The sequence below is a fragment of the Pseudomonas sp. AOB-7 genome, from assembly GCF_003696305.1.
Classification (GTDB): domain Bacteria; phylum Pseudomonadota; class Gammaproteobacteria; order Pseudomonadales; family Pseudomonadaceae; genus Aquipseudomonas.
Genome location: NZ_RFFK01000004.1, coordinates 143749 through 161062 on the forward strand (window position 1 = coordinate 143749; position 17314 = coordinate 161062).

The 17314-nt window shown below is 67.2% G+C and carries 14 protein-coding genes and 1 tRNA gene; 2 read left to right on the forward strand and 13 right to left on the reverse strand.

Going from position 1 to position 17314, the window contains the following annotated elements:
- Positions 1-48 precede the first annotated feature (48 nt).
- The 5 genes from EA796_RS09555 to EA796_RS09575 all read right to left on the reverse strand — a co-directional run bounded on the left by EA796_RS09555 (position 49) and on the right by EA796_RS09575 (position 5399).
- On the reverse strand, positions 49-1911 hold the full coding sequence (locus EA796_RS09555) for an IucA/IucC family siderophore biosynthesis protein (RefSeq protein ID WP_122108442.1): 1863 nt from the start codon (positions 1909-1911) through the stop codon (positions 49-51).
- Positions 1908-2492, reverse strand: coding sequence for a GNAT family N-acetyltransferase (locus EA796_RS09560; protein ID WP_256679196.1), 585 nt, complete (start codon positions 2490-2492; stop codon positions 1908-1910). The genes EA796_RS09555 and EA796_RS09560 overlap by 4 nt, the downstream gene beginning before the upstream one ends.
- Entirely contained in the window at positions 2482-3681 is a 1200-nt protein-coding gene (locus EA796_RS09565) for an MFS transporter (protein WP_122108444.1), read from the reverse strand. The genes EA796_RS09560 and EA796_RS09565 overlap by 11 nt, the downstream gene beginning before the upstream one ends.
- On the reverse strand, positions 3678-5015 hold the full coding sequence (locus tag EA796_RS09570; protein ID WP_122108445.1) for a lysine N(6)-hydroxylase/L-ornithine N(5)-oxygenase family protein: 1338 nt from the start codon (positions 5013-5015) through the stop codon (positions 3678-3680). The genes EA796_RS09565 and EA796_RS09570 overlap by 4 nt, the downstream gene beginning before the upstream one ends.
- A gap of 309 nt (positions 5016-5324) precedes the next feature.
- Positions 5325-5399: transfer RNA gene (locus EA796_RS09575), tRNA-Arg, on the reverse strand.
- A gap of 122 nt (positions 5400-5521) precedes the next feature.
- Here EA796_RS09575 and EA796_RS09580 point away from each other — a divergent pair.
- Positions 5522-5998 carry a GNAT family N-acetyltransferase gene (locus EA796_RS09580; RefSeq protein ID WP_122108446.1) on the forward strand — a complete coding sequence of 159 codons (477 nt, stop codon included), beginning with the start codon at positions 5522-5524 and terminating at the stop codon, positions 5996-5998.
- A gap of 84 nt (positions 5999-6082) precedes the next feature.
- Here the strand turns inward: EA796_RS09580 and EA796_RS09585 are convergent, their stop codons facing one another.
- From EA796_RS09585 to EA796_RS09595, 3 genes are all read right to left on the reverse strand, one after another.
- The gene (locus tag EA796_RS09585) at positions 6083-7477 is read right to left on the reverse strand and encodes a sodium-dependent transporter (protein WP_122108447.1); all 1395 of its coding nucleotides are present in this window, start codon (positions 7475-7477) and stop codon (positions 6083-6085) included.
- Positions 7478-7553: 76 nt separating this feature from the next.
- Positions 7554-8612 carry a Glu/Leu/Phe/Val dehydrogenase dimerization domain-containing protein gene (locus EA796_RS09590; RefSeq protein WP_122108448.1) on the reverse strand — a complete coding sequence of 353 codons (1059 nt, stop codon included), beginning with the start codon at positions 8610-8612 and terminating at the stop codon, positions 7554-7556.
- Between the two features lie 80 nt (positions 8613-8692).
- Positions 8693-12160: an indolepyruvate ferredoxin oxidoreductase family protein gene (locus EA796_RS09595; protein WP_122108449.1), complete on the reverse strand. Its 3468-nt coding sequence runs from the start codon at positions 12158-12160 to the stop codon at positions 8693-8695.
- A 197-nt stretch (positions 12161-12357) separates the two neighbouring features.
- On the opposite strand from EA796_RS09595, the gene EA796_RS09600 reads away from it, so the two are divergent.
- Positions 12358-12825, forward strand: a complete 468-nt coding sequence (locus EA796_RS09600) for an Lrp/AsnC family transcriptional regulator (RefSeq protein ID WP_003247035.1) — start codon at positions 12358-12360, stop codon at positions 12823-12825.
- A gap of 54 nt (positions 12826-12879) precedes the next feature.
- Here EA796_RS09600 and EA796_RS09605 read toward each other — a convergent pair whose 3' ends face one another.
- The 5 genes from EA796_RS09605 to phnL are packed head-to-tail and all read right to left on the reverse strand — an operon-like array spanning position 12880 to position 17287.
- Positions 12880-14127: a nitrate/nitrite transporter gene (locus EA796_RS09605; RefSeq protein WP_256679197.1), complete on the reverse strand. Its 1248-nt coding sequence runs from the start codon at positions 14125-14127 to the stop codon at positions 12880-12882.
- Positions 14124-14888: a phosphonate metabolism protein PhnP gene (phnP, locus tag EA796_RS09610; protein WP_122108450.1), complete on the reverse strand. Its 765-nt coding sequence runs from the start codon at positions 14886-14888 to the stop codon at positions 14124-14126. Before phnP ends, EA796_RS09605 begins: the two co-directional genes overlap by 4 nt.
- Positions 14879-15436, reverse strand: coding sequence for a phosphonate metabolism protein/1,5-bisphosphokinase (PRPP-forming) PhnN (gene phnN, locus EA796_RS09615; protein ID WP_122108451.1), 558 nt, complete (start codon positions 15434-15436; stop codon positions 14879-14881). The genes phnP and phnN overlap by 10 nt, the downstream gene beginning before the upstream one ends.
- Positions 15436-16581, reverse strand: a complete 1146-nt coding sequence (locus EA796_RS09620; RefSeq protein WP_122108452.1) for an alpha-D-ribose 1-methylphosphonate 5-triphosphate diphosphatase — start codon at positions 16579-16581, stop codon at positions 15436-15438. Before EA796_RS09620 ends, phnN begins: the two co-directional genes overlap by 1 nt.
- Entirely contained in the window at positions 16571-17287 is a 717-nt protein-coding gene (phnL, locus tag EA796_RS09625) for a phosphonate C-P lyase system protein PhnL (protein ID WP_122108453.1), read from the reverse strand. The genes EA796_RS09620 and phnL overlap by 11 nt, the downstream gene beginning before the upstream one ends.
- Positions 17288-17314 lie beyond the last annotated feature (27 nt).

Genomic DNA, 17314 nt, shown 5'->3' on the forward strand with positions numbered 1-17314 from the left:
GCCATGGAAGTCGATGCCCCGCCAGGCGCCGCCTGACGGGGCGGGCAGCTAGCGCTGCAGCTCGGCGCTACGCCGTGGCGCCGGTTGGCGCTCGCTACGCGGCGCGAACGGGGCGACCGGGTTGGCCAGCGGCTCGGCCATGATCAGGCTGCCCGCCGGGTTGGCCAGGTCGACCATCTGCAGGTTGTTCTTCAGCTGCAGGCGGTTCAGGCACGAATGCAGGAAGCTCGGCGCGAAGAAGTCGTAGCGCGCGAAGCGCTCGGCCAGCTCCGGGTGCGCGCGCTGATAGTCGATCACCGACTCGGCGACACCACGCCAGAACTCGGCCTCGCTCATGCACTGGTTCTCTTCGAGGATCTGGCTCATATGGCGGAACACGCCGTCGAACACGTCGATGAAGATGCCGAGGATCTTGTAGTCCTCCGGCACGTCCACGGCCAAACGCTCCAGCCCCGGCGGCATCTGCGCGTCCTTGTCGAGAATCGCCGACTCCTCGGCGATGTCCTTCATGATCGCGCGCACCGGCACGTGGCCGTCGAGCACCAGAATCAGGTTCTCGCCGTGCGGCATGAACACCAGATGGTGCGCGTAGAAGCAGTGCATCAGCGGTCGCAGGAAGGCGTCCAGGTAACGGCGCATCCAGGCCCGCGGGGTCAGCCCGGAGCGGCGGATCAGCTCGGGCAGCAGCGCCTGGCCCTGCGGGTCGACGTGCAACAGCGCGGCCATGGTCATCAGCCGCTCACCGCGGTTCAGGCGGCTGCCGGGGCTCTCCCGCCACAGCGCCGAGAGCATCTTCTTGTACGGGCTGTCGGTGTCCAGGGCCGCCTCGTAGTAGCGGTTGCGATAGCCCACCGAGGCGACTTCGCGCAGGATGCTGAAACCGTATTCACGCAGCACCGGGTCGCTGCCGATCAACTGGTCGAGGTAGGCGTTGATCGCCGGCGTACCGGCCATGTAGTACGGCGACAGGCCGCGCATGAAGCCCATGTTGAGAATCGACAGCGAGGTCTTCACGTAGCAGCGTTGCGGCTGCGACAGGTTGTAGTAGGTACGCAGCGACTGCTGGGCGACGTACTCGTCGCTGCTGCGCCCCAGCGGCACGATTTTGCGCTGGGCGATGTCGGCGGCGAACATCAGGCTCAGCTTGCTGAACCACTGCCAGGGATGGGTCGGCATCAGCAGGTAGTCATCGGCATTCAGCCCCTGCTCCTGCAATTGCTGGCGGTAGGCCTGCAACTGCGCCTCGCCCAGTTCCTCACGCAGCAGTTGCTCGTGGTCCAGCCCAGGTACGGCGGCGAAGTGCGCGTTGTCGCGGTGCACAGCAAGCCAAATGATAGCGAAGCGCGAGCCGGTTTCCGGTGCGTAGGCGTGGTAGTCGAAAGCGTTGAAGCCCAGGCGGCCGTTGTTGGCGACGAAGCCTGGGTGGCCCTCGATCATCGCCGCCTCGATGGTCTGGTAGTCGGCATCGGCCAGCTCGGCGCTGCTCAGCGCGCGTTCGCCATGCTTGAAGGCGGCGCCGTAGAGCGTGCTGCTGATTTCATCCAGATACACCGGCAGCTTGTCCGCCGGAATGCCCAGCGTGCGCTTGAAGTCGATGACGAAGGTCAGCGCATCGAGCGCCTGCGGCTGGCCATCGAGCAGGCGTTCGATGCTGGCCGGCTCGATATGCCAATGACGCAAGGCCATGCTGCGCGCCTCGAAGCGATACACGCAGCCCTCGGTGTCGGCCGCCAATTCGTAGCGCTGCCAGCCTTCGCGTTCGGACGCACCCAACAACTTCGGGTTGAACAGTTGCTCATGGGCGTATTCGGCGAGGGCCTTGCGCACCAGCAAGCGATTGACCTTGCGCCACAGCTCCGGGGTGAGGTGGGCGACGGCAGCGACAGGATGATCCAGACGAGGAGAAGTCATAGCGGGCTTGATCCTTCAAGTGATTGGAAAAAATCGGCGGGCGTGCAGAACGCCAGCAGTGCAGTCTTGGCAGGCAGCTCCACGGGCCATTGCTCGACGAAGCCGACCAGGCGATTGAGGCGATGCACCTTGTGATTGCGAATGTCCGGCTCCACCACCACGCGGCGGGCACCGAGTTCGTCGAAGAGAAAGGCCATCACCGCGCGCAGCACGTCACGGGTAAAGTGACGAATCGGCTGGGTGCTCGGGCCGACGAAAAAGTGCATGCCGAGATCACCAGGCTGCACCGCATAGAGCTTGCCGAGCGGGTCGTGCCGGGGGTCGTAGCACTCCATGACGAAGGCCGGCGCGCCACGGTAGAAACCCATAAAGGCACGCATATGGCCACTGCCCATGGCGTCGGCGTAGAAGTCGCGGGTCGCCTCCAGGGTCATGTCTTGCATGTTCCAGTAGTGGGCGTAATCCATCTGGTACCAGGGGTGGATCACCGCGACATCCTCGTCGAGGCGCAGCGGCCGCAAGGTGAAATGCGGATCGAGCAACGCCCGCGGACGGCTCAGCGCAATGGCTTCAGTTGGCATGGCAGAGTTCTCCCGGAGCGGCATGCCGGCGGTCGACGCCGAACCAGCCGCGGTCGATGATCGCCGTCAGCAGCAGGCCTGCCGCAGCGATGACGAAGGTCAGCGGAATACCGACCAGGTTGACCAGGAACCCGGCGCCGAACGAAGACAGCAGCACGCCGAGATTCTGGAAGAAGTTGGTCACGCCGAAGTCGCGGGCATAGGCATCCGGCGTACTGACCTTGAACAGGGTGACCTCAAGCTTGACGATCACCTGATACAGCGCCCAGCCATACAGGCAGCGGCCGACGATGATCAGCTCCAGCGAGTCGCTGGCCTGCAGCGCCAGCCCCAGCGCACCGAGCAACAGGTTGAACAGGGTGTGATCGGCCCAGCGCGGCGGCTGCGCGACCAGGTGCTTGAATAGCAGTGCGAGCAAGGCGACGATGCCGGGGATGGCGAACACCAGGCCGGTCAGCAGCGGCTCGTGCAGCCCCGTGCGCGCCTCCCAGTACAGGGTGAAGAACGGCCGCACCAGGTAGGCGCTGAAGTCGAAGAGAAACATCAGCAGGCACAGCTTGAGCAGCGCCGACAGCGCCTGCGGGCTGCGCCGCGGTACCGGCGCCTGGCCGCTCTGCTCCTCGCGGCTGAGTACCTTGACCACCCGTCCCGTGCGGATCAGGTAGAGACACAGTGCCATCTGCGCCAGATCCCCGGCGGCCATCAGGGCAATGCAGAAACTCGGCCCGTGATGCTCCAGCGCCATGCCACCGACGGCAGCGCCGAAGATCGCGCCGATATGGATGACCACCGACAGCAGGCCGATCACCAGGCTGTGGTTCTGCGGCTCCTCCAGGCGCATCAGGTAGGGGAACATCAGCAGGTAGCTGGCCTTGGTCATGAACATCATCAGGCTCAGCCCCCAGTAGCTCTCGACGCTCGGCGCCCAGATCGAGGCCAGGCAGAACAGCGCTGCCGCCCCCTGGGTGTAGAGCAGCAGGTGCATGGTCTCGATGCGCCTGGCGACCCGTGCCCAGACCGGCAGCATGCACATCACCGCAATCGAGATGGCGGCGATATAGGCCCCCACGTGCACCGGGCTGGTCACGCCGTAACGGGTTTCGAAGAACTGCGGGTAGAAGGCGATCAGAATCGAATCGCTGATCACGCCGAAGCCCGACATGATCAGAATGGTGGTGCGCAGGTTCATGCAGAAACGCCCCCCTGCCCGAGCGCGACGAAGCCGCTGTCGGCCGGCGGCTGGAAGTCCTGGTAGGCGGTGCGCGCCTCGCAAGGGTAGGCATCGCGCCCGGTCAGCTGGTTGAGCAGGCGCCCGTTGCGCCAGCAGGCCAGGCCGAGATCGGGGTTGGTCAGGCCATGGCTGTGCAAGCCGACGTTCTGCACGAAGATCTCGCGGTCCCGATGATCCACCGCCCAGTTCGGCGAGGGGGCGTAACGCCCCTGGGCATCCCAGCGAATCCGCTCGCGAATGCCTTCGATGAAGCTCGGCAGCTGGTAGCGATAGCCGGTGGCGAACACCAGCCCATCGGTCGCATGGCCATAACGCGCGCCCGTCTGAGCGTGCTGAAACTCCAGTTGCCACTGCCCGCTGGTAGCGTCTCGCCGACACTGCTGCAGCGCCAGGTTGGGCAGCAGCCGGACACCGGCAAGGCCCTGCTGCTGCCGCTCGTCCAAGGTCTGGTAGATGCGCTCGATCAGCGCTTGATTGATGCCGTTGTAGATACTGCGCTGGTCATTGAGTATCTGCTGCTTGACCCCGTCGCCAAGGCCGTAGAAGTAGCGACCGTAGTCCGGCGTGATCAACTCGAGGGTGAGCTTGGCGTTCTCCATCTGGAAGAAGCGCGGCGCACGGGTCACCCAGTTCAGCTGGTAGCCATGCCGCGGCGCCTGCTCCAGCAGGTCCTGAAAGACCTCGGCGCCACTCTGCCCGCTGCCGATCACGGTGATGCTGCGGCACCGCTGCAGCGCCTGCCTGCTCCCCAGGTAAGCCGAGGTATGCAGCGCCTGGCGGACGTCGCCCGGGCTGCAGCAGGCGGGAACGTGCGGCACACCGCCGATGCCGATCACCAGCTTGCGGCAGCTGTACTGAAAGCCTTCGCCGGTATCGCCACGCACCCCTGCCAGGACATAACCGGGCAGCGCGGCGTCGTACCAGATCTCCTGCACCTCATGCTGGAAACGCAGGTTGTCCAGCTGCGCCGCCGCCCACTTGCAATAGCGGTCGAACTCCTGGCGCGACAGGTACCAGTTCTCGCGGATGTAGTAGTTGTACAAGCGGCCCTGCTGCTTGCAGTAGTTGAGGTAGCTGAAACGGCTGGTGGGATCGGCCATCGAGACCAGATCGGCGAGGAAGGGATTCTGTAGCGTGGCGCCGCCCAGCAGCATGCCGGGGTGCCAGCTGAATTCGGCCTTTCGGTCGAGAAACAGGCTGCGGGTCCCCAGAGGCTCCGCCAGGCATGCCAGCCCGAGATTGAAAGGCCCCAGGCCTATGGCAATGAAGTCGTAGGGCAATTCCGTGGTCATGTCGCGCCTCATCAGTCCGGATGAAAGTGGGCGGATACTAGACCTTGATGATAATGATTTGCAACAGCGTATAAGAATAAATGCTGATATAGAGACGTGCGTCTTAGCACGGCCTTTCAAAGGCGAGTCGGGACGGAGACCAGGGGAACAGAAGCCGCGGTTTAGAGGTCCCGCGGGCTTTCAAAGGAGGTCAAGCGAGGCATTCACAAGCGCCATGTCAGGCACCTGAAACGCGTCCGATAGCGGAGGCCGGTCGTTTTGAATCAGAGGAAAGTGCGGAGAACCGCGGCGGATCGGAGAGGATGAAGGTGGCGTCCCCTGCTGGAATCGAACCAGCATCTAGCCCTTAGGAGGGGCTTATTCTATCCGTTGAACTAAGGGGACAAGGCCGTGCGCAAGGGATCGCGAAGGCCGGGCGGCATCTTAGCGGCGTCGCACGGATTTGTCATGCCACCGCCACGCACAGCGCGCCATACTCCTTCGATCCACCGCCCGGGAGCCACGCCATGCCGAGCCTCACCGATACCCTGCCCGACTCGCCCTTCGCCGCTTACGTCATCCGCGCCGCCTGCAGCGCCGACGCCAAGCCGCTGGCCGCCCTGCTGCAGCAACTGGGCGAAGACGAACCGCCGCCCGACGCCGCCCTGCTCGCCCTGCGCCTCGCCGAGCCGGCGAAGGATCGCCTGGTGCTGGTGGCCGAACGCGGCGGCAAACTGCTCGGCACCTGCACCCTGATCCTGATCGAACACCTGGCGCACAACTTCGCCCGCTCGGCGATCCTCGAAGACGTGGTGGTCGACGGCGAGGCGCGCGGCCTGGGTATCGGCCAGGCGCTGATGCAGCGCGCAGCGGAGCACGCCCGCGCCTGGGGCTGCTACAAGCTGGCGCTGTCGAGCAGCCAGAGCCGCGAGGCCGCGCACCGTTTCTATGAGGGCTTGGGCTTCCGGCCCCATGGCGTCAGCTTGGCATTGGCGCTGGATTGAGGCCTTTGGTGGATAAGCTGCGCGTTATCCACCCTACCCGACCTAGGGTGGATGACGCCTTATCCATCTGCCATCCAGCGGTTGTCAGAACAACCCGAGGCTATGCAGGAACACCACCAGGATGCCCAGTGGGGTGACCACCCGCAGCACCTGCCACCACAGCGCGAACAGCCCGGGCTGCTCGATGCCGATGGCCTCCTGCACGGTCTTGCGGCTCAGCGCCCAGCCGGCGAACAGCACGGTGGCCAGGCCGCCCAGCGGCATCAGCAGGTTGGTGGTCAGGTAATCCAGGCTGTCGAAGAAGGTCTTGCCCAGCAGGGTCACCTCGCTCCAGGCATTGAACGACAGCACCGTGCCCAGGCTCAGCAGCCACAGGGCGATGCCGCTGAGCGCTACCGCCCTGAAACGGCTGATGCCGAACTTCTCGGTCAGCCAGGCGATGGTCGGCTCGCTCAGGGAGATTGCCGAGGTCAGCGCGGCGATCGCCAGCATGATGAAGAACAGCCCGCCGACCAGCTGGCCCAGGGGCATCTGGCCGAAGGCGATCGGCAGGGTGACGAAGATCAGCCCCGGCCCCGCGCCCGGCTCCAGGCCGTTGGCGAACACCAGCGGGAAGATCGCCAGGCCGGCCAGCAGCGCCACCCCGGTATCGGCCAGGGCCACCATCAGCGCGGTCTTGGCGATCGAGGTGCCGGCCGGCAGGTAGGAGCCGTAGGCCATCATCGCGCCGCTGGCCAGGCTCAGGGTGAAGAAGGCATGCCCCAGCGCCACCAGCACGCCCTGGGCGCTGAGCTTGCTGAAGTCGGCGTCGAAGAGAAAATGCACCGCCTGCATGAAATGCCCGGTGGTGGCGGCATAGCCCACCAGCACCAGCAGCAGGATGAACAGCCCCGGCATGAGGAAACGCAGCGAGCGCTCCAGGCCGCCGCGCACACCGAAGGCGACGATGCCGAGGGTCAGCGCCAGCACCAGGGTGCCATAGCCGGCCAGCTGCCAGGGGTCGGCCAGCATGGCGCCGAACAGCGCGCCGCTGCTCTCGCCGTTCAACCCGGCGAAGCTGCCGCTCATGGCCGCCGGGGTGTAGGCCACGGCCCAGCCGGCGATCACCGTGTAGAAGCTGAGAATGAGAAAGCCGGTCAGCACCGCCAGGGTACCCAGCCAGCGCCAGTGCCGGCTGGCCCGCGCCTCCTTGGCCAGGGCGGCGAAGGCGCCTTCGGGGTTGGCGCGGCCGCGGCGGCCGATCATCACCTCGGCCATCAGCAGCGGGATGCCGATGGCCAGGATGCACGCCAGGTAGACCAGGACGAAGGCGCCGCCGCCGTTCTGCCCGGTGATATAGGGGAACTTCCAGATATTGCCCAGGCCCACGGCCGAGCCGGTGGCGGCAAGGAAGAACACCCAGCGCGACGACCACAGGCCTCGGCCGGCGCTGCTGGAGGCACCGGCGAAGGCGCCGGCGGCGATGCTGTCTTGACTCATTGGGACTTGCCCTCTTGTTGTTGTGAAAGTCAGGAGGCTGGGGTGGTCGAGCCACCCCGGGTTCGGTGCGCGCGGCTCAGAGGCCGCCCTGCAGGCGCTCGCGGGCCATGCGGTCGGCGATCGCGGTGGTGGTGGCGCCCTCGCGCTCGGCGCGCTGGAAGATCTCCGTCAGGGTCGGGCCGATGCCTTCGATATGCGCCCTGAGCTGAGCGGCGCTGCCGCCGGTGCGCTCGTAGCAGACGTCGATGATGCCGCCGGCGTTGATCGCGTAATCCGGCGCGTACAGGCATTCGCGGCGACGCAGGGTCTCGGCCAGGCTGGCGTCGGCCAGCTGGTTGTTGGCGGCGCCGGCGATGATCGGCGCGCGCAGCGCCTCCAGGGTCTGCGGGTTGACGATGGCGCCCAGGGCGCAGGGGGCGAAGACATCGACGTCGAGGCCGTAGATATCGTGCTGGCCGACCGCGGTGGCGCCGAGCTGGGCGACCGCGCGCTGCACGTTGGCGGCCTGGATATCGGTCACCCACAGCTGGGCGCCGGCGTCCTTGAGCAGCTTGGCCAGGCCGAAGCCGACCTGGCCGACGCCCTGGATGGCCACGCGGATGCCGGAAAGGTCCTGACGGCCGAGGCGATGGGCCACCGCCGTCTGGATGCCGACGAACACGCCGTAGGCGGTGGACGGCGACGGATCGCCATCGCGGCTGCCGCCGTCGAAGGCTTCGCGCTGGCCGGCGCCGGCCACGTGGCGGGTGCGTTCGGCCATGATCTGCATCTCGGCCACGCCGGTGCCGGAGTCCGCCGCAGTGATGTAGCGCCCGCCGAGGCTGTCGACGAAATCGCCCATGGCCTGGAACAGCGCCGCGCTCTTGCCGCTGTGCGGATCGCCGATGATCACCGCCTTGCCGCCACCCAGCGGCAGGCGCGCCAGGGCCGACTTGTAGGTCATGCCGCGCGACAGGCGCAGCACGTCGCGCAGCGCCTCCTCGTCCGAGGCGTAGTTCCACATGCGGCAGCCGCCCAGGGCCGGGCCGAGGGTGCTGTCGTGGATGGCGATGATGGCTTTCAGGCCGCTGGCCTTGTCGTGGCCGTAGACCACCTGTTCGTGCTGATCGAAGTCGACGTGGGTGAAGACGGACATCGGGTTACCTCGGGTATCGGATTGTAAAAGGCCGCCCCGCTCCCAGGCGGGAGGGGGTGGCAAGGGGTGACGGGGGAATATCAGGCGGCCGGCTCGAACAGCTGCACCGCGGCGATTTCGCTGACGGCCATGCGCGCCTTGAGCTGCACGGCCTGCTCGCGCGCCTTGGCCAGCGCCGCTTCCTTGACGTGGCCGTAGCCGCGGATCTGCTCGGGAATCTCGGCCAGCGCCACCGCCGTGCGGTAGTTGCCGGCATCGAGCTCGGCGAGCAGATAGGCGACGGTCGCCTCGTAGTCCTCGATCAGCTCGCGTTCGAGTTTGCGCTCGGCACTGTGGCCAAACGGATCGAGCAGCGTGCCGCGCAGGAACTTGAAGCGCGCCAGCACGGCGAAGGCCTTGAGCATCCAGGGGCCGAAGGCGCGCTTGCGCGGCTGACCGGTGACCGGATCGGGCTTGCTCAGCCAGCTCGGCGCCAGGTGGAACTGCAGCTGGTAGTCGCCCTCGAACTGGGCCTCGAGCTGCTTGCGGAAGGCGGCGTCGCTGTACAGGCGCGCCACCTCGTACTCGTCCTTGTAGGCCAAAAGCTTGAAGTAGTAGCGCGCCACCGCCTTGCTCAGGCGCTGCTCGGCGTCAGTGTCGGCCTGGCGCACGCGCTCGACCAGCTCGCGGTAGCGCGCGGCGTAGGCGGCATTCTGATAAGCGCTCAGACGCTGCGCACGATCCTCGACGATCTCCTCCAGGCTCTGGCAACGCGGCGCCTCGACCACCTTGGGCGCGGCCAGCTTCTCCACCGCGGCCAGGTCGTGGGCGGCGCGACGGCCCCAGAGGAAGGCCTGCTGATTGAGCTGCACCGCCACGCCATTGAGTTCGATGGCCTTGTTGATGGCTTCGGCCGATACCGGCACCAGACCCTTCTGATAGGCGTAGCCGAGCATAAACAGGTTGGTGGCGATGCTGTCGCCGAGCAGGCGGGTAGCCAGGCGGGTGGCGTCGACGAACTGGGTCTTGGCCGCGCCGACCGCCTCGACGATGGCCTCGCGCATGGCGGCGCCGGGCACCTGGGCATCGGGGTTGCGGGTGAACTCGGCGGTGGCCGCCTCGTGGCTGTTGACCAGCGCATGGGCGATCTTGTCGTTGAGCTTGGCCAGGGCTTCCTCGCTGGCCGCCACCACCAGGTCGCAACCGAGCAGCAGATCGGTCTCGCCGGCGGCGATGCGCACCGCGTAGATATCGTCCTGCTTGGCGGCGATGCGGATATGGGTGACCACCGGGCCGAACTTCTGCGCCAGGCCGGCCTGATCCAGCACCGTGCAGCCCTTGCCTTCGAGATGCGCGGCCATGCCCAGCAGCGCACCGACCGTGGTCACGCCGCTGCCGCCGACGCCGGGCAGGAGGATGTTCCATGGCCGCTCCAGCGCAGGCTGGCGCGGCTCCGGCAGGGCGATGAAGAGCGCGCCCAGGCCGACGGCCTCGGGCTTGCGCAGGCTACCGCCATGCACGGTGACGAAGCTCGGGCAGAAGCCTTCCAGGCAGCTGAAGTCCTTGTTGCAGGCGTTCTGGTCGATCTCGCGCTTGCGCCCCAGCTCGGTCTCCAGCGGCAGCACCGACAGGCAGTTGGACTTGACGCTGCAGTCGCCGCAGCCCTCGCACACCGCCGGGTTGATAAAGGCGCGTTTCTGCGGATCCACCAGCTTGCCGCGCTTGCGCCGGCGGCGCTTCTCGGTGGCGCAGGTCTGATCGTAAAGGATCACCGACACGCCCTTGAACTCGCGCAGCTCGCGCTGCACGGCGTCCAGCTCGCGGCGATGGTGGAAGGTGACGATGGGCGCGAAGGTAGCGCGGGTCGGGTACTTGTCCGGCTCGTCGCTGACCAGGGCGATGCGCTTGACCCCCTCGGCATAGACCTGCTGGCTGAGCTGGTCGATGCGCAGCTCGCCGTCGATGGGCTGGCCGCCGGTCATGGCCACCGCATCGTTGTAGAGAATCTTGTAGGTGATATTGACCCCGGCGGCGACCGAAGCGCGCAGCGCCAGCTGGCCGGAATGGAAGTAGGTGCCATCGCCGAGGTTCTGGAACACGTGCGGGGTGTCGGTGAACGGCGCCTGGCCGATCCAGGTAGCGCCCTCGCCGCCCATCTGGGTGAAGGTGTCGGTGTTGCGGTCCATCCACTGGGTCATGTAGTGGCAGCCGATGCCGCCCAGGGCGCGGCTGCCCTCCGGCAGCTTGGTCGAGCTGTTGTGCGGGCAGCCGGAGCAGAAATGCGGGGTGCGCGCGGTGTGGTGCTTGGGCGCGGCCAGCGCCGCCTCCTTGGCGGCGAGGAAGGCCAGACGCTCCTCGATCACCGGGCTGGAATAGATCGGCGCCAGGCGCCGGGCTATCACCCGGGCGATCATCGCCGGGGTCAGCTCGGAGAGGTTCGGCAGCAGAGAATTGCCGTCCTCGTCGAACTCGCCGACCACCCGCGGGCGCTTGCCCACCGGCCAGTTGTAGAGCTGGCCGGTCAGCTGGTCTTCGATGATGCTGCGCTTTTCCTCCACCACCAGGATCTCGTCCAGGCCCTCGGCGAACTCGTGCACCGACACCGGCTCCAGCGGCCAGCTCATGCCGACCTTGAGCACGCGCAGGCCGACCTGGGCGCAGAGCGCCTCGTCCAGGCCGAGGTCGTTGAGCGCCTGACGTACATCCAGGTAGGACTTGCCGGTGGTGATGATGCCCAGACGCGGGTTGGGCGAATCCAGCTTGATCTGGTTGAGGTTGTTGGCCAGGGCGAAGGCGCGCGCGGCGTAGATCTTGTAGGTGTTGAGGCGCTTTTCCTGGACCAGGGGCGGGTCCGGCCAGCGGATATGCACGCCGTCTTCCGGCAGCTTGAAGTCGGTGGGAGTCTTCACCTCGACCCGCAGCGGATCGACTTCCACCACGGCCGAGGAATCGACGTTCTCGGCGATGGTTTTCAGCGCCACCCAGCAGCCGCTGTAGCGCGACAGTTCCCAGCCGATGATGCCGTAGTCGAGGATTTCCTGGACGTTGGCCGGATTCAGCACCGGAATCGAAGCGGCGATAAAGGCGTGCTCGCTCTGGTGGGCGATGCTCGAGGACTTGCAGCCATGGTCGTCGCCGGCCAGCAGCAGCACGCCGCCATGGGGCGATACGCCCGCCGAGTTGCCGTGCTTGAACACGTCGCCGCAGCGATCCACACCCGGGCCCTTGCCGTACCACATGGCGAACACGCCGTCGTAGCGCGCGCCGGGGAACAGGCTGGTCTGCTGGCTGCCCCAGCAGGCGGTAGCGGCCAACTCTTCGTTGACCCCGGGCTGGAAGTGGATGTGGTTGTCCTTGAGGTACTGCTTGGCGTCCCACAGGCTCTTGTCCAGGTTGCCCAGCGGCGAGCCGCGGTAACCGGAAATGAAGCAGGCGGTGTTCAGACCATGGGCGGCGTCACGCTGCTTCTGCAGCATGGGCAGGCGGGTCAGCGCCTGGGTGCCGGTCAGGTAGAGGTGACCGGTGGCGAGACGGTACTTGTCATCCAGGCGGATCTCGGCCAGTGACATGGGCGCTCCTTTTATTCTTATGGCGACCTTGGATGGCAACGGTGGGTGCCACCCTGTTCTGCCCCGCCAGGATCGCTGTACGGGACGACTGGCAAAGATCATGACCGAGGAGTTCCGCTTTTTTCTTTCTATTTGCGGGCCGAATTGCCGATACTGCGCATGATCCTTCCAACAATCACAAGAAATTGGAAACAGTCATGCAGGACAAGCTGAGCCCCATCGACCGCAAGATTCTCCGCCTGCTGCAGCACGACGCCGACCTGTCCGCCGCCGAGGTGGCGGAGAAGGTCGAGCTGTCGCAGTCGCCCTGCTGGCGGCGCATCCACCGCATGCAGGAGGAAGGCCTGATCGAACGTAAGGTCGCCCTGCTCAACCCCAAGCAGCTGGGCCTGGGCATGACGGTGTTCGTCGACATCAAGCTGTCGGCCCACGGCCGCGGCAATCTGGAGGAGTTCGAGCAGGCGGTGGTGGGCTACCCGCAGGTGCTGGAGTGCTACACCATGGCCGGCGGCTCGGACTACCTGCTCAAGGTGGTGGCCCGCGACATCGCCGACTACGAACGCTTTCTGCGCGACCACCTGCTGCAGCGCCCGCACGTGCAGGAGGCGCACTCGCATATCGCCATGAGCGAGGTCAAGCGCACCACCGAGCTGCCGCTGGATTAGGGCCGCCGCCGGCCGTGCGCACCCTGTATCAGTCCGGCGAGCGCAAGCCGAGGCCTAAGGCAGCCGTTGGCCCCCAGGCTGCGCCGTGCGCACCAAGGTCGCCTCTGCCCCGGAATCCCCAGGGGCCGCCCCCGCCCAGCGCAAGGCCAGCGGCCCGAGCAACAGCAGCAGCCCCATCAGGGCGAAGGCCGCCCACCAGCCGAGCAACCGGTCGTCGCCCAGAGCGTCGAGGCACATGCCGAACAGCAGCGGTCCGAGGAAGGCGCCGGTAAAGCCGGTGCAGGAATACAGCGCCATGGCCGCGCCGCGGTGGCTGGCCGGCGCGGCGCCGATCAGCCCGGCAGTGAGCGAGGCGGAGTCGGCGGTGACGGTCACCGCGTAGAGCAGGATCAACAGCAGCAACGCCCAGAACGGCAGCGCCGCGCCCAGGCCGATCAGCCCGGCCAGCAGCGCCGACATCAGCATCACCGCGATCAGCCAGCGCTCACGGCCGACCCGCAGCGCCAGCTCGTTACCGAGGATGCTCGCCGGCATGCCGATCAGGGTCGCCAGCATCGCCACCCAGGTGGCGGACAGCCAGGGCTCGACGCCCTGCAAGTGCCCGGCGAACACCACGAAGGCCACCAGCCAGGCACGCAGGGCGAACAGCTCCAGGTTATGCACCGCATAGGCCAGACAGTAGGCCAGCACCGCGCGACTTTTCAGCGGCGCCAGGTCCAGCAGCCGACGTGGCTCATGGGCCACCACCGGTTTGGGCGCCAGCCCCCACTGCACCATGGCCCAGGCCAGCAAGGCGCAGGCGCCGCTGAGCAGCGCCGGCAATTGCCAGCCGCCGAGTTTGGCCAGCTCGCCGGCGAGAATGAAGGACAGCGCCGTGCCCAGGCCGAAGCTGGCGGTGTAGAAGGCGATGGCGCGCGACTGCGCGGCGCCGTCGATACGCTCGGAGAGCGCCTTGAGTCCCGGCATATAGGTGCCGGCCAGGCCGATACCGGCCAGCACCCGCCAGGCCAGGGCCGACCAGAAGCCTTCGGCGAAGACGAAACCGGCACTGGCCAGCGCCGTCAGCAGCATGGCCACCAGGTAGATCAGTCGCGCGTCGTGACGGTCAGTCAGGCCGGTGAGAACCGGCACGGCGAGCATGTAGCCGAGGAAGAAGCCGCCGCCGATCCAGCCCGCCTCGGTGTTGGAGAGCCCCCACAGCTGCTGGAACTCCGGCAGCAGCGCGGCGAACAGGGCGAAGCCGGCCATGCCCAGGGTCTCGGCCGTGCACAGCAGCAACGTCAGGCGACGGGCGTTGTTCACAGCACGCGCCCGTCGCTGGCCAGCGTCACCCCGGGCGGCAGCGCGTCGGGATGATCCAGCAACCAGGCGTCGAAGCTATGGCCGATATGGGTCAGCACGGTCTCCTGCGGGCGCAGGCGCTCGACCACTTGCAGGGCGCGGGTCAGGTCGTTGTGGTTGCGCGGCGCCAGCGGCTGCGGCGCGGTGGAGCAATCGAGCACCAAGAGATCCAGCGGCGCACGATCCAGCTCGGCGCAGCTGGCCTCGGGTACGCCGACCGTGTCGGTAAGGTAGGCGATGCGCCGGCCCTGCCCTTCGAGCCCTTGCCCTTCGAACAAGTAACCGAAGGTCGGCTTGGAATGCGTCAACGGCAAGGCGGTGACCCGTAACTCACCCAATGCGCGGCGCTCGAAGGCGGCGAACGGCTGGCTGAAGTCGAGAATGCCGGGGTGCTTGTACAGGTCGGCCAGGCCCGCGGGATCACCAGGCCCGTGCACCGGGATGATCAGCCCCTGGCCCCAGCGCAGATGCAGCAGGCCCTGGGCGTGGTCGGCGTGGTAATGGGTCTGCAGGATGCCGCTGAGGCTATGCGGCGCGAAGCGCTCGGTGAGATCGGTCAGGCCGCTGTCGATCAGCCAGCGCTGCGTGCCGCATTCGATCAGTGCGCAGCAGGGGCCACGGCGGCGCGCCGGATAGACGCGGGCGGCGTCGCAGGCCGGGCAGCTGCAGTTGTAGACCGGCACCTGACGGGCGTCTCCCGTGCCGAGCAGGGTCAGGCGCATCGGCGAGCCTCGTCGAGCAGGTGCAGCAGACGGCTGACGGTGTGCGGCAGGGGGCCGGAGTTGTCGAGGATGACGGTGCCTGCCCTCTCCTCCTGCTGCAACTGGCGACTGCGCGCCAGGCGCTGTTCGATCTGCTCCGGCGTTTCCCGGCCGCGAGCCAGCAGGCGCTGGCGCAGCACCGCTTCGTCGACCTGCAGAACAATCGCCAGCAGATCCGGATAGCGCTGGCGGGCGGCAGCGAGATGACCGCGCGAACCATTGATCAGCACATCCTGGCCGGCGCTCAGCCAGTCATCGATCTCGCGCGGGATGCCGTAGGCCAGGCCGTTGGCGCGCCAGCTCAGGGCGAAGGCACCCTCGCCCTGCAGGCGCTCGAACTCCGCCGGGCTGACCCCTAGGGCATCCTCGCCGACCGATTCGGCGCTGCGGGTGATCACCCGCCGGGCGAAACGGCAGCCGTGCGCCTCCAGCGGCGCACGTGCGGCTTGCAACAGGCTGTCCTTGCCCGAGCCCGAAGGCCCCATCAGATAGATCAACCTGCCCTGCATCAGAACACCCTTCGTGCTTGGCGCCACACCTGCTGGATCACCGGTTGCTGGCCATGCGCCCTGGCCTGCACCAGGTCGGCGCGCAGGCCGACGCGGATCTCGCCTCGATCATCTAGCCCGGCCGCCCTGGCTGGCGCGCGGCTCACGGTGGCGATGGCCGCCGGCAAATCATAGTCGTTGTCCTGCCCGGCGAGCAGCCAGGCCGCGTGTAGCAGGCTGGCCGGGTAGTAGTCGCTGGAGAGGATATCCAGCACGCCGTGGCGTGCCAGCTCCGCGGCGGCGATATTGCCGGAGTGCGAGCCACCACGCACCAGATTCGGCGCGCCCATCAGCACCTTCAGGCCCAGCTCGTGGCTGGCCCTGGCCGCTTCCAGGGTGGTGGGAAACTCGGCGATGGCCATGCCGAAACCGGCCGACTCCTGCACGTGGGCCAGGGTCGCGTCGTCATGGCTGGCCACGGAGATGCCGCGGGCGTGGCAGTCCTCGACTATGGCGCGGCGCTGGCGGTCGCTGTACTGGCGCGAGTTGGCGATCTGCTCCTGGAGGAACTCCTCCATCTCCGCCGGGCTCAGGTGGTACTTGCCCATGTAGTACTCGCGGTACTTCTCCACCTTGGCGAACTGGCGCTGGCCGGGCGAGTGGTCCATCACCGACACCAAGGCCACCAGCGGGTGCTCCACCAGGTCGCGGTAGAGGCTCAGGGCATCGGGGTGGCACAGCTCGCAGCGCAGGTGCAGGCGATGCTCGGCGCGGGTCTGCCCGGCCGCCTCGCTGGCGGCGATGGCCTCGATCATCGCCGGCAGCTGCTGCATGCGCCGGCCACGCGGGTTGATATCGCCGATGGAAAGCGCATCGAACACCGTGGTGATGCCGGCGGCGACGATCTGCGCATCGTGGGTCAGCACCGCCGAGGCCGACGGCCAATCGACTCCCGGCCTGGGGCTCATATGCTTTTCCAGGTTGTCGGTGTGCAGTTCCACCAGCCCCGGCAGCAGGTAGTCGCCGCCCAGGTCCTGGGCCTGCGGCAGACGGCTGGCGCCCTCGTCCACCGCGGCGATCAGCCCGTCGCGCAGCAGCAGGGTGCCGAGGAACTCGCGCTCGGCGGTGACGATACGGGCGTTGCTGAGAATCTGTTCAGACGACATAGACGTACTCCGGTTGCGCCGCCGCGACGCTCATGTCGAGGTAACGGTCGGCCACCGCCTCGCGGGCGATGCGGTCGTGGAAGATGCCGATCAGCGCGCTGCCGGCCGCCTTGGCCTCGAGAATCAGCTCCAGCACCACCTGGCGGTTGGCCTCGTCCAGTGAGGCGGTGGGCTCGTCGAGCAGCAGCACCGGCCACTCGACCATAAAGCCGCGGGCGATATTGACGCGCTGCTGCTCGCCGCCGGAAAAGGTGCCCGGCGCCAGTTGCCAGAGCGCCTCAGGGATATTCAGCCGGCTCAGCAGGGGCTTGGCCCGCGCCTCGGCGTCGCTGCGCGTCCAGCCACGGGCCAGCGCCGGCTCCATCACCACGTCCAGCGTCGACACGCGCGGAATCACCCGCAGGAACTGGCTGACGTAACCCAGGCTCTGCCGACGCACCGCCAGCACCTGGCGCGGCTCGGCGCCGACCAGCTCCACCGGCGCGCCCTGGTGACGGATGCGGATGCTGCCGCCGGCCGCCAGGTAGTTGCCGTACAGGGTGCGCAGCAGGGTCGACTTGCCGGCGCCGGACTGGCCGTGCAGCACCAGGCACTCGCCGCCGCGCACGGCGAAATTCAGGTCACGCAGCACCTGCAGGACGACGCCGTTCTGCTGGTGCAGGGTGAAGGTCTTGCTGAGGCCGCTGACCTCGATCAGGTTGTTCATACCTACCTCTATTACCGTCGTAGCCCT

Bases quoted from the DNA above. Each gene is read 5' to 3' on its own strand.
- EA796_RS09585 (WP_122108447.1), bottom strand. From the start codon at position 7,477: ATGAGTCAAGACAGCATCGCCGCCGGCGCCTTCGCCGGTGCCTCCAGC.
- EA796_RS09595 (WP_122108449.1), bottom strand. From the start codon at position 12,160: ATGTCACTGGCCGAGATCCGCCTGGATGACAAGTACCGTCTCGCCACC.
- EA796_RS09580 (WP_122108446.1), top strand. From the start codon at position 5,522: ATGCCGAGCCTCACCGATACCCTGCCCGACTCGCCCTTCGCCGCTTAC.
- EA796_RS09620 (WP_122108452.1), bottom strand. From the start codon at position 16,581: ATGTCGTCTGAACAGATTCTCAGCAACGCCCGTATCGTCACCGCCGAG.
- EA796_RS09565 (WP_122108444.1), bottom strand. From the start codon at position 3,681: ATGAACCTGCGCACCACCATTCTGATCATGTCGGGCTTCGGCGTGATC.
- EA796_RS09555 (WP_122108442.1), bottom strand. From the start codon at position 1,911: ATGACTTCTCCTCGTCTGGATCATCCTGTCGCTGCCGTCGCCCACCTC.
- phnN (WP_122108451.1), bottom strand. From the start codon at position 15,436: ATGCAGGGCAGGTTGATCTATCTGATGGGGCCTTCGGGCTCGGGCAAG.
- EA796_RS09570 (WP_122108445.1), bottom strand. From the start codon at position 5,015: ATGACCACGGAATTGCCCTACGACTTCATTGCCATAGGCCTGGGGCCT.
- EA796_RS09590 (WP_122108448.1), bottom strand. From the start codon at position 8,612: ATGTCCGTCTTCACCCACGTCGACTTCGATCAGCACGAACAGGTGGTC.
- phnP (WP_122108450.1), bottom strand. From the start codon at position 14,888: ATGCGCCTGACCCTGCTCGGCACGGGAGACGCCCGTCAGGTGCCGGTC.
- EA796_RS09560 (WP_256679196.1), bottom strand. From the start codon at position 2,492: ATGCCAACTGAAGCCATTGCGCTGAGCCGTCCGCGGGCGTTGCTCGAT.
- EA796_RS09600 (WP_003247035.1), top strand. From the start codon at position 12,358: ATGCAGGACAAGCTGAGCCCCATCGACCGCAAGATTCTCCGCCTGCTG.
- phnL (WP_122108453.1), bottom strand. From the start codon at position 17,287: ATGAACAACCTGATCGAGGTCAGCGGCCTCAGCAAGACCTTCACCCTG.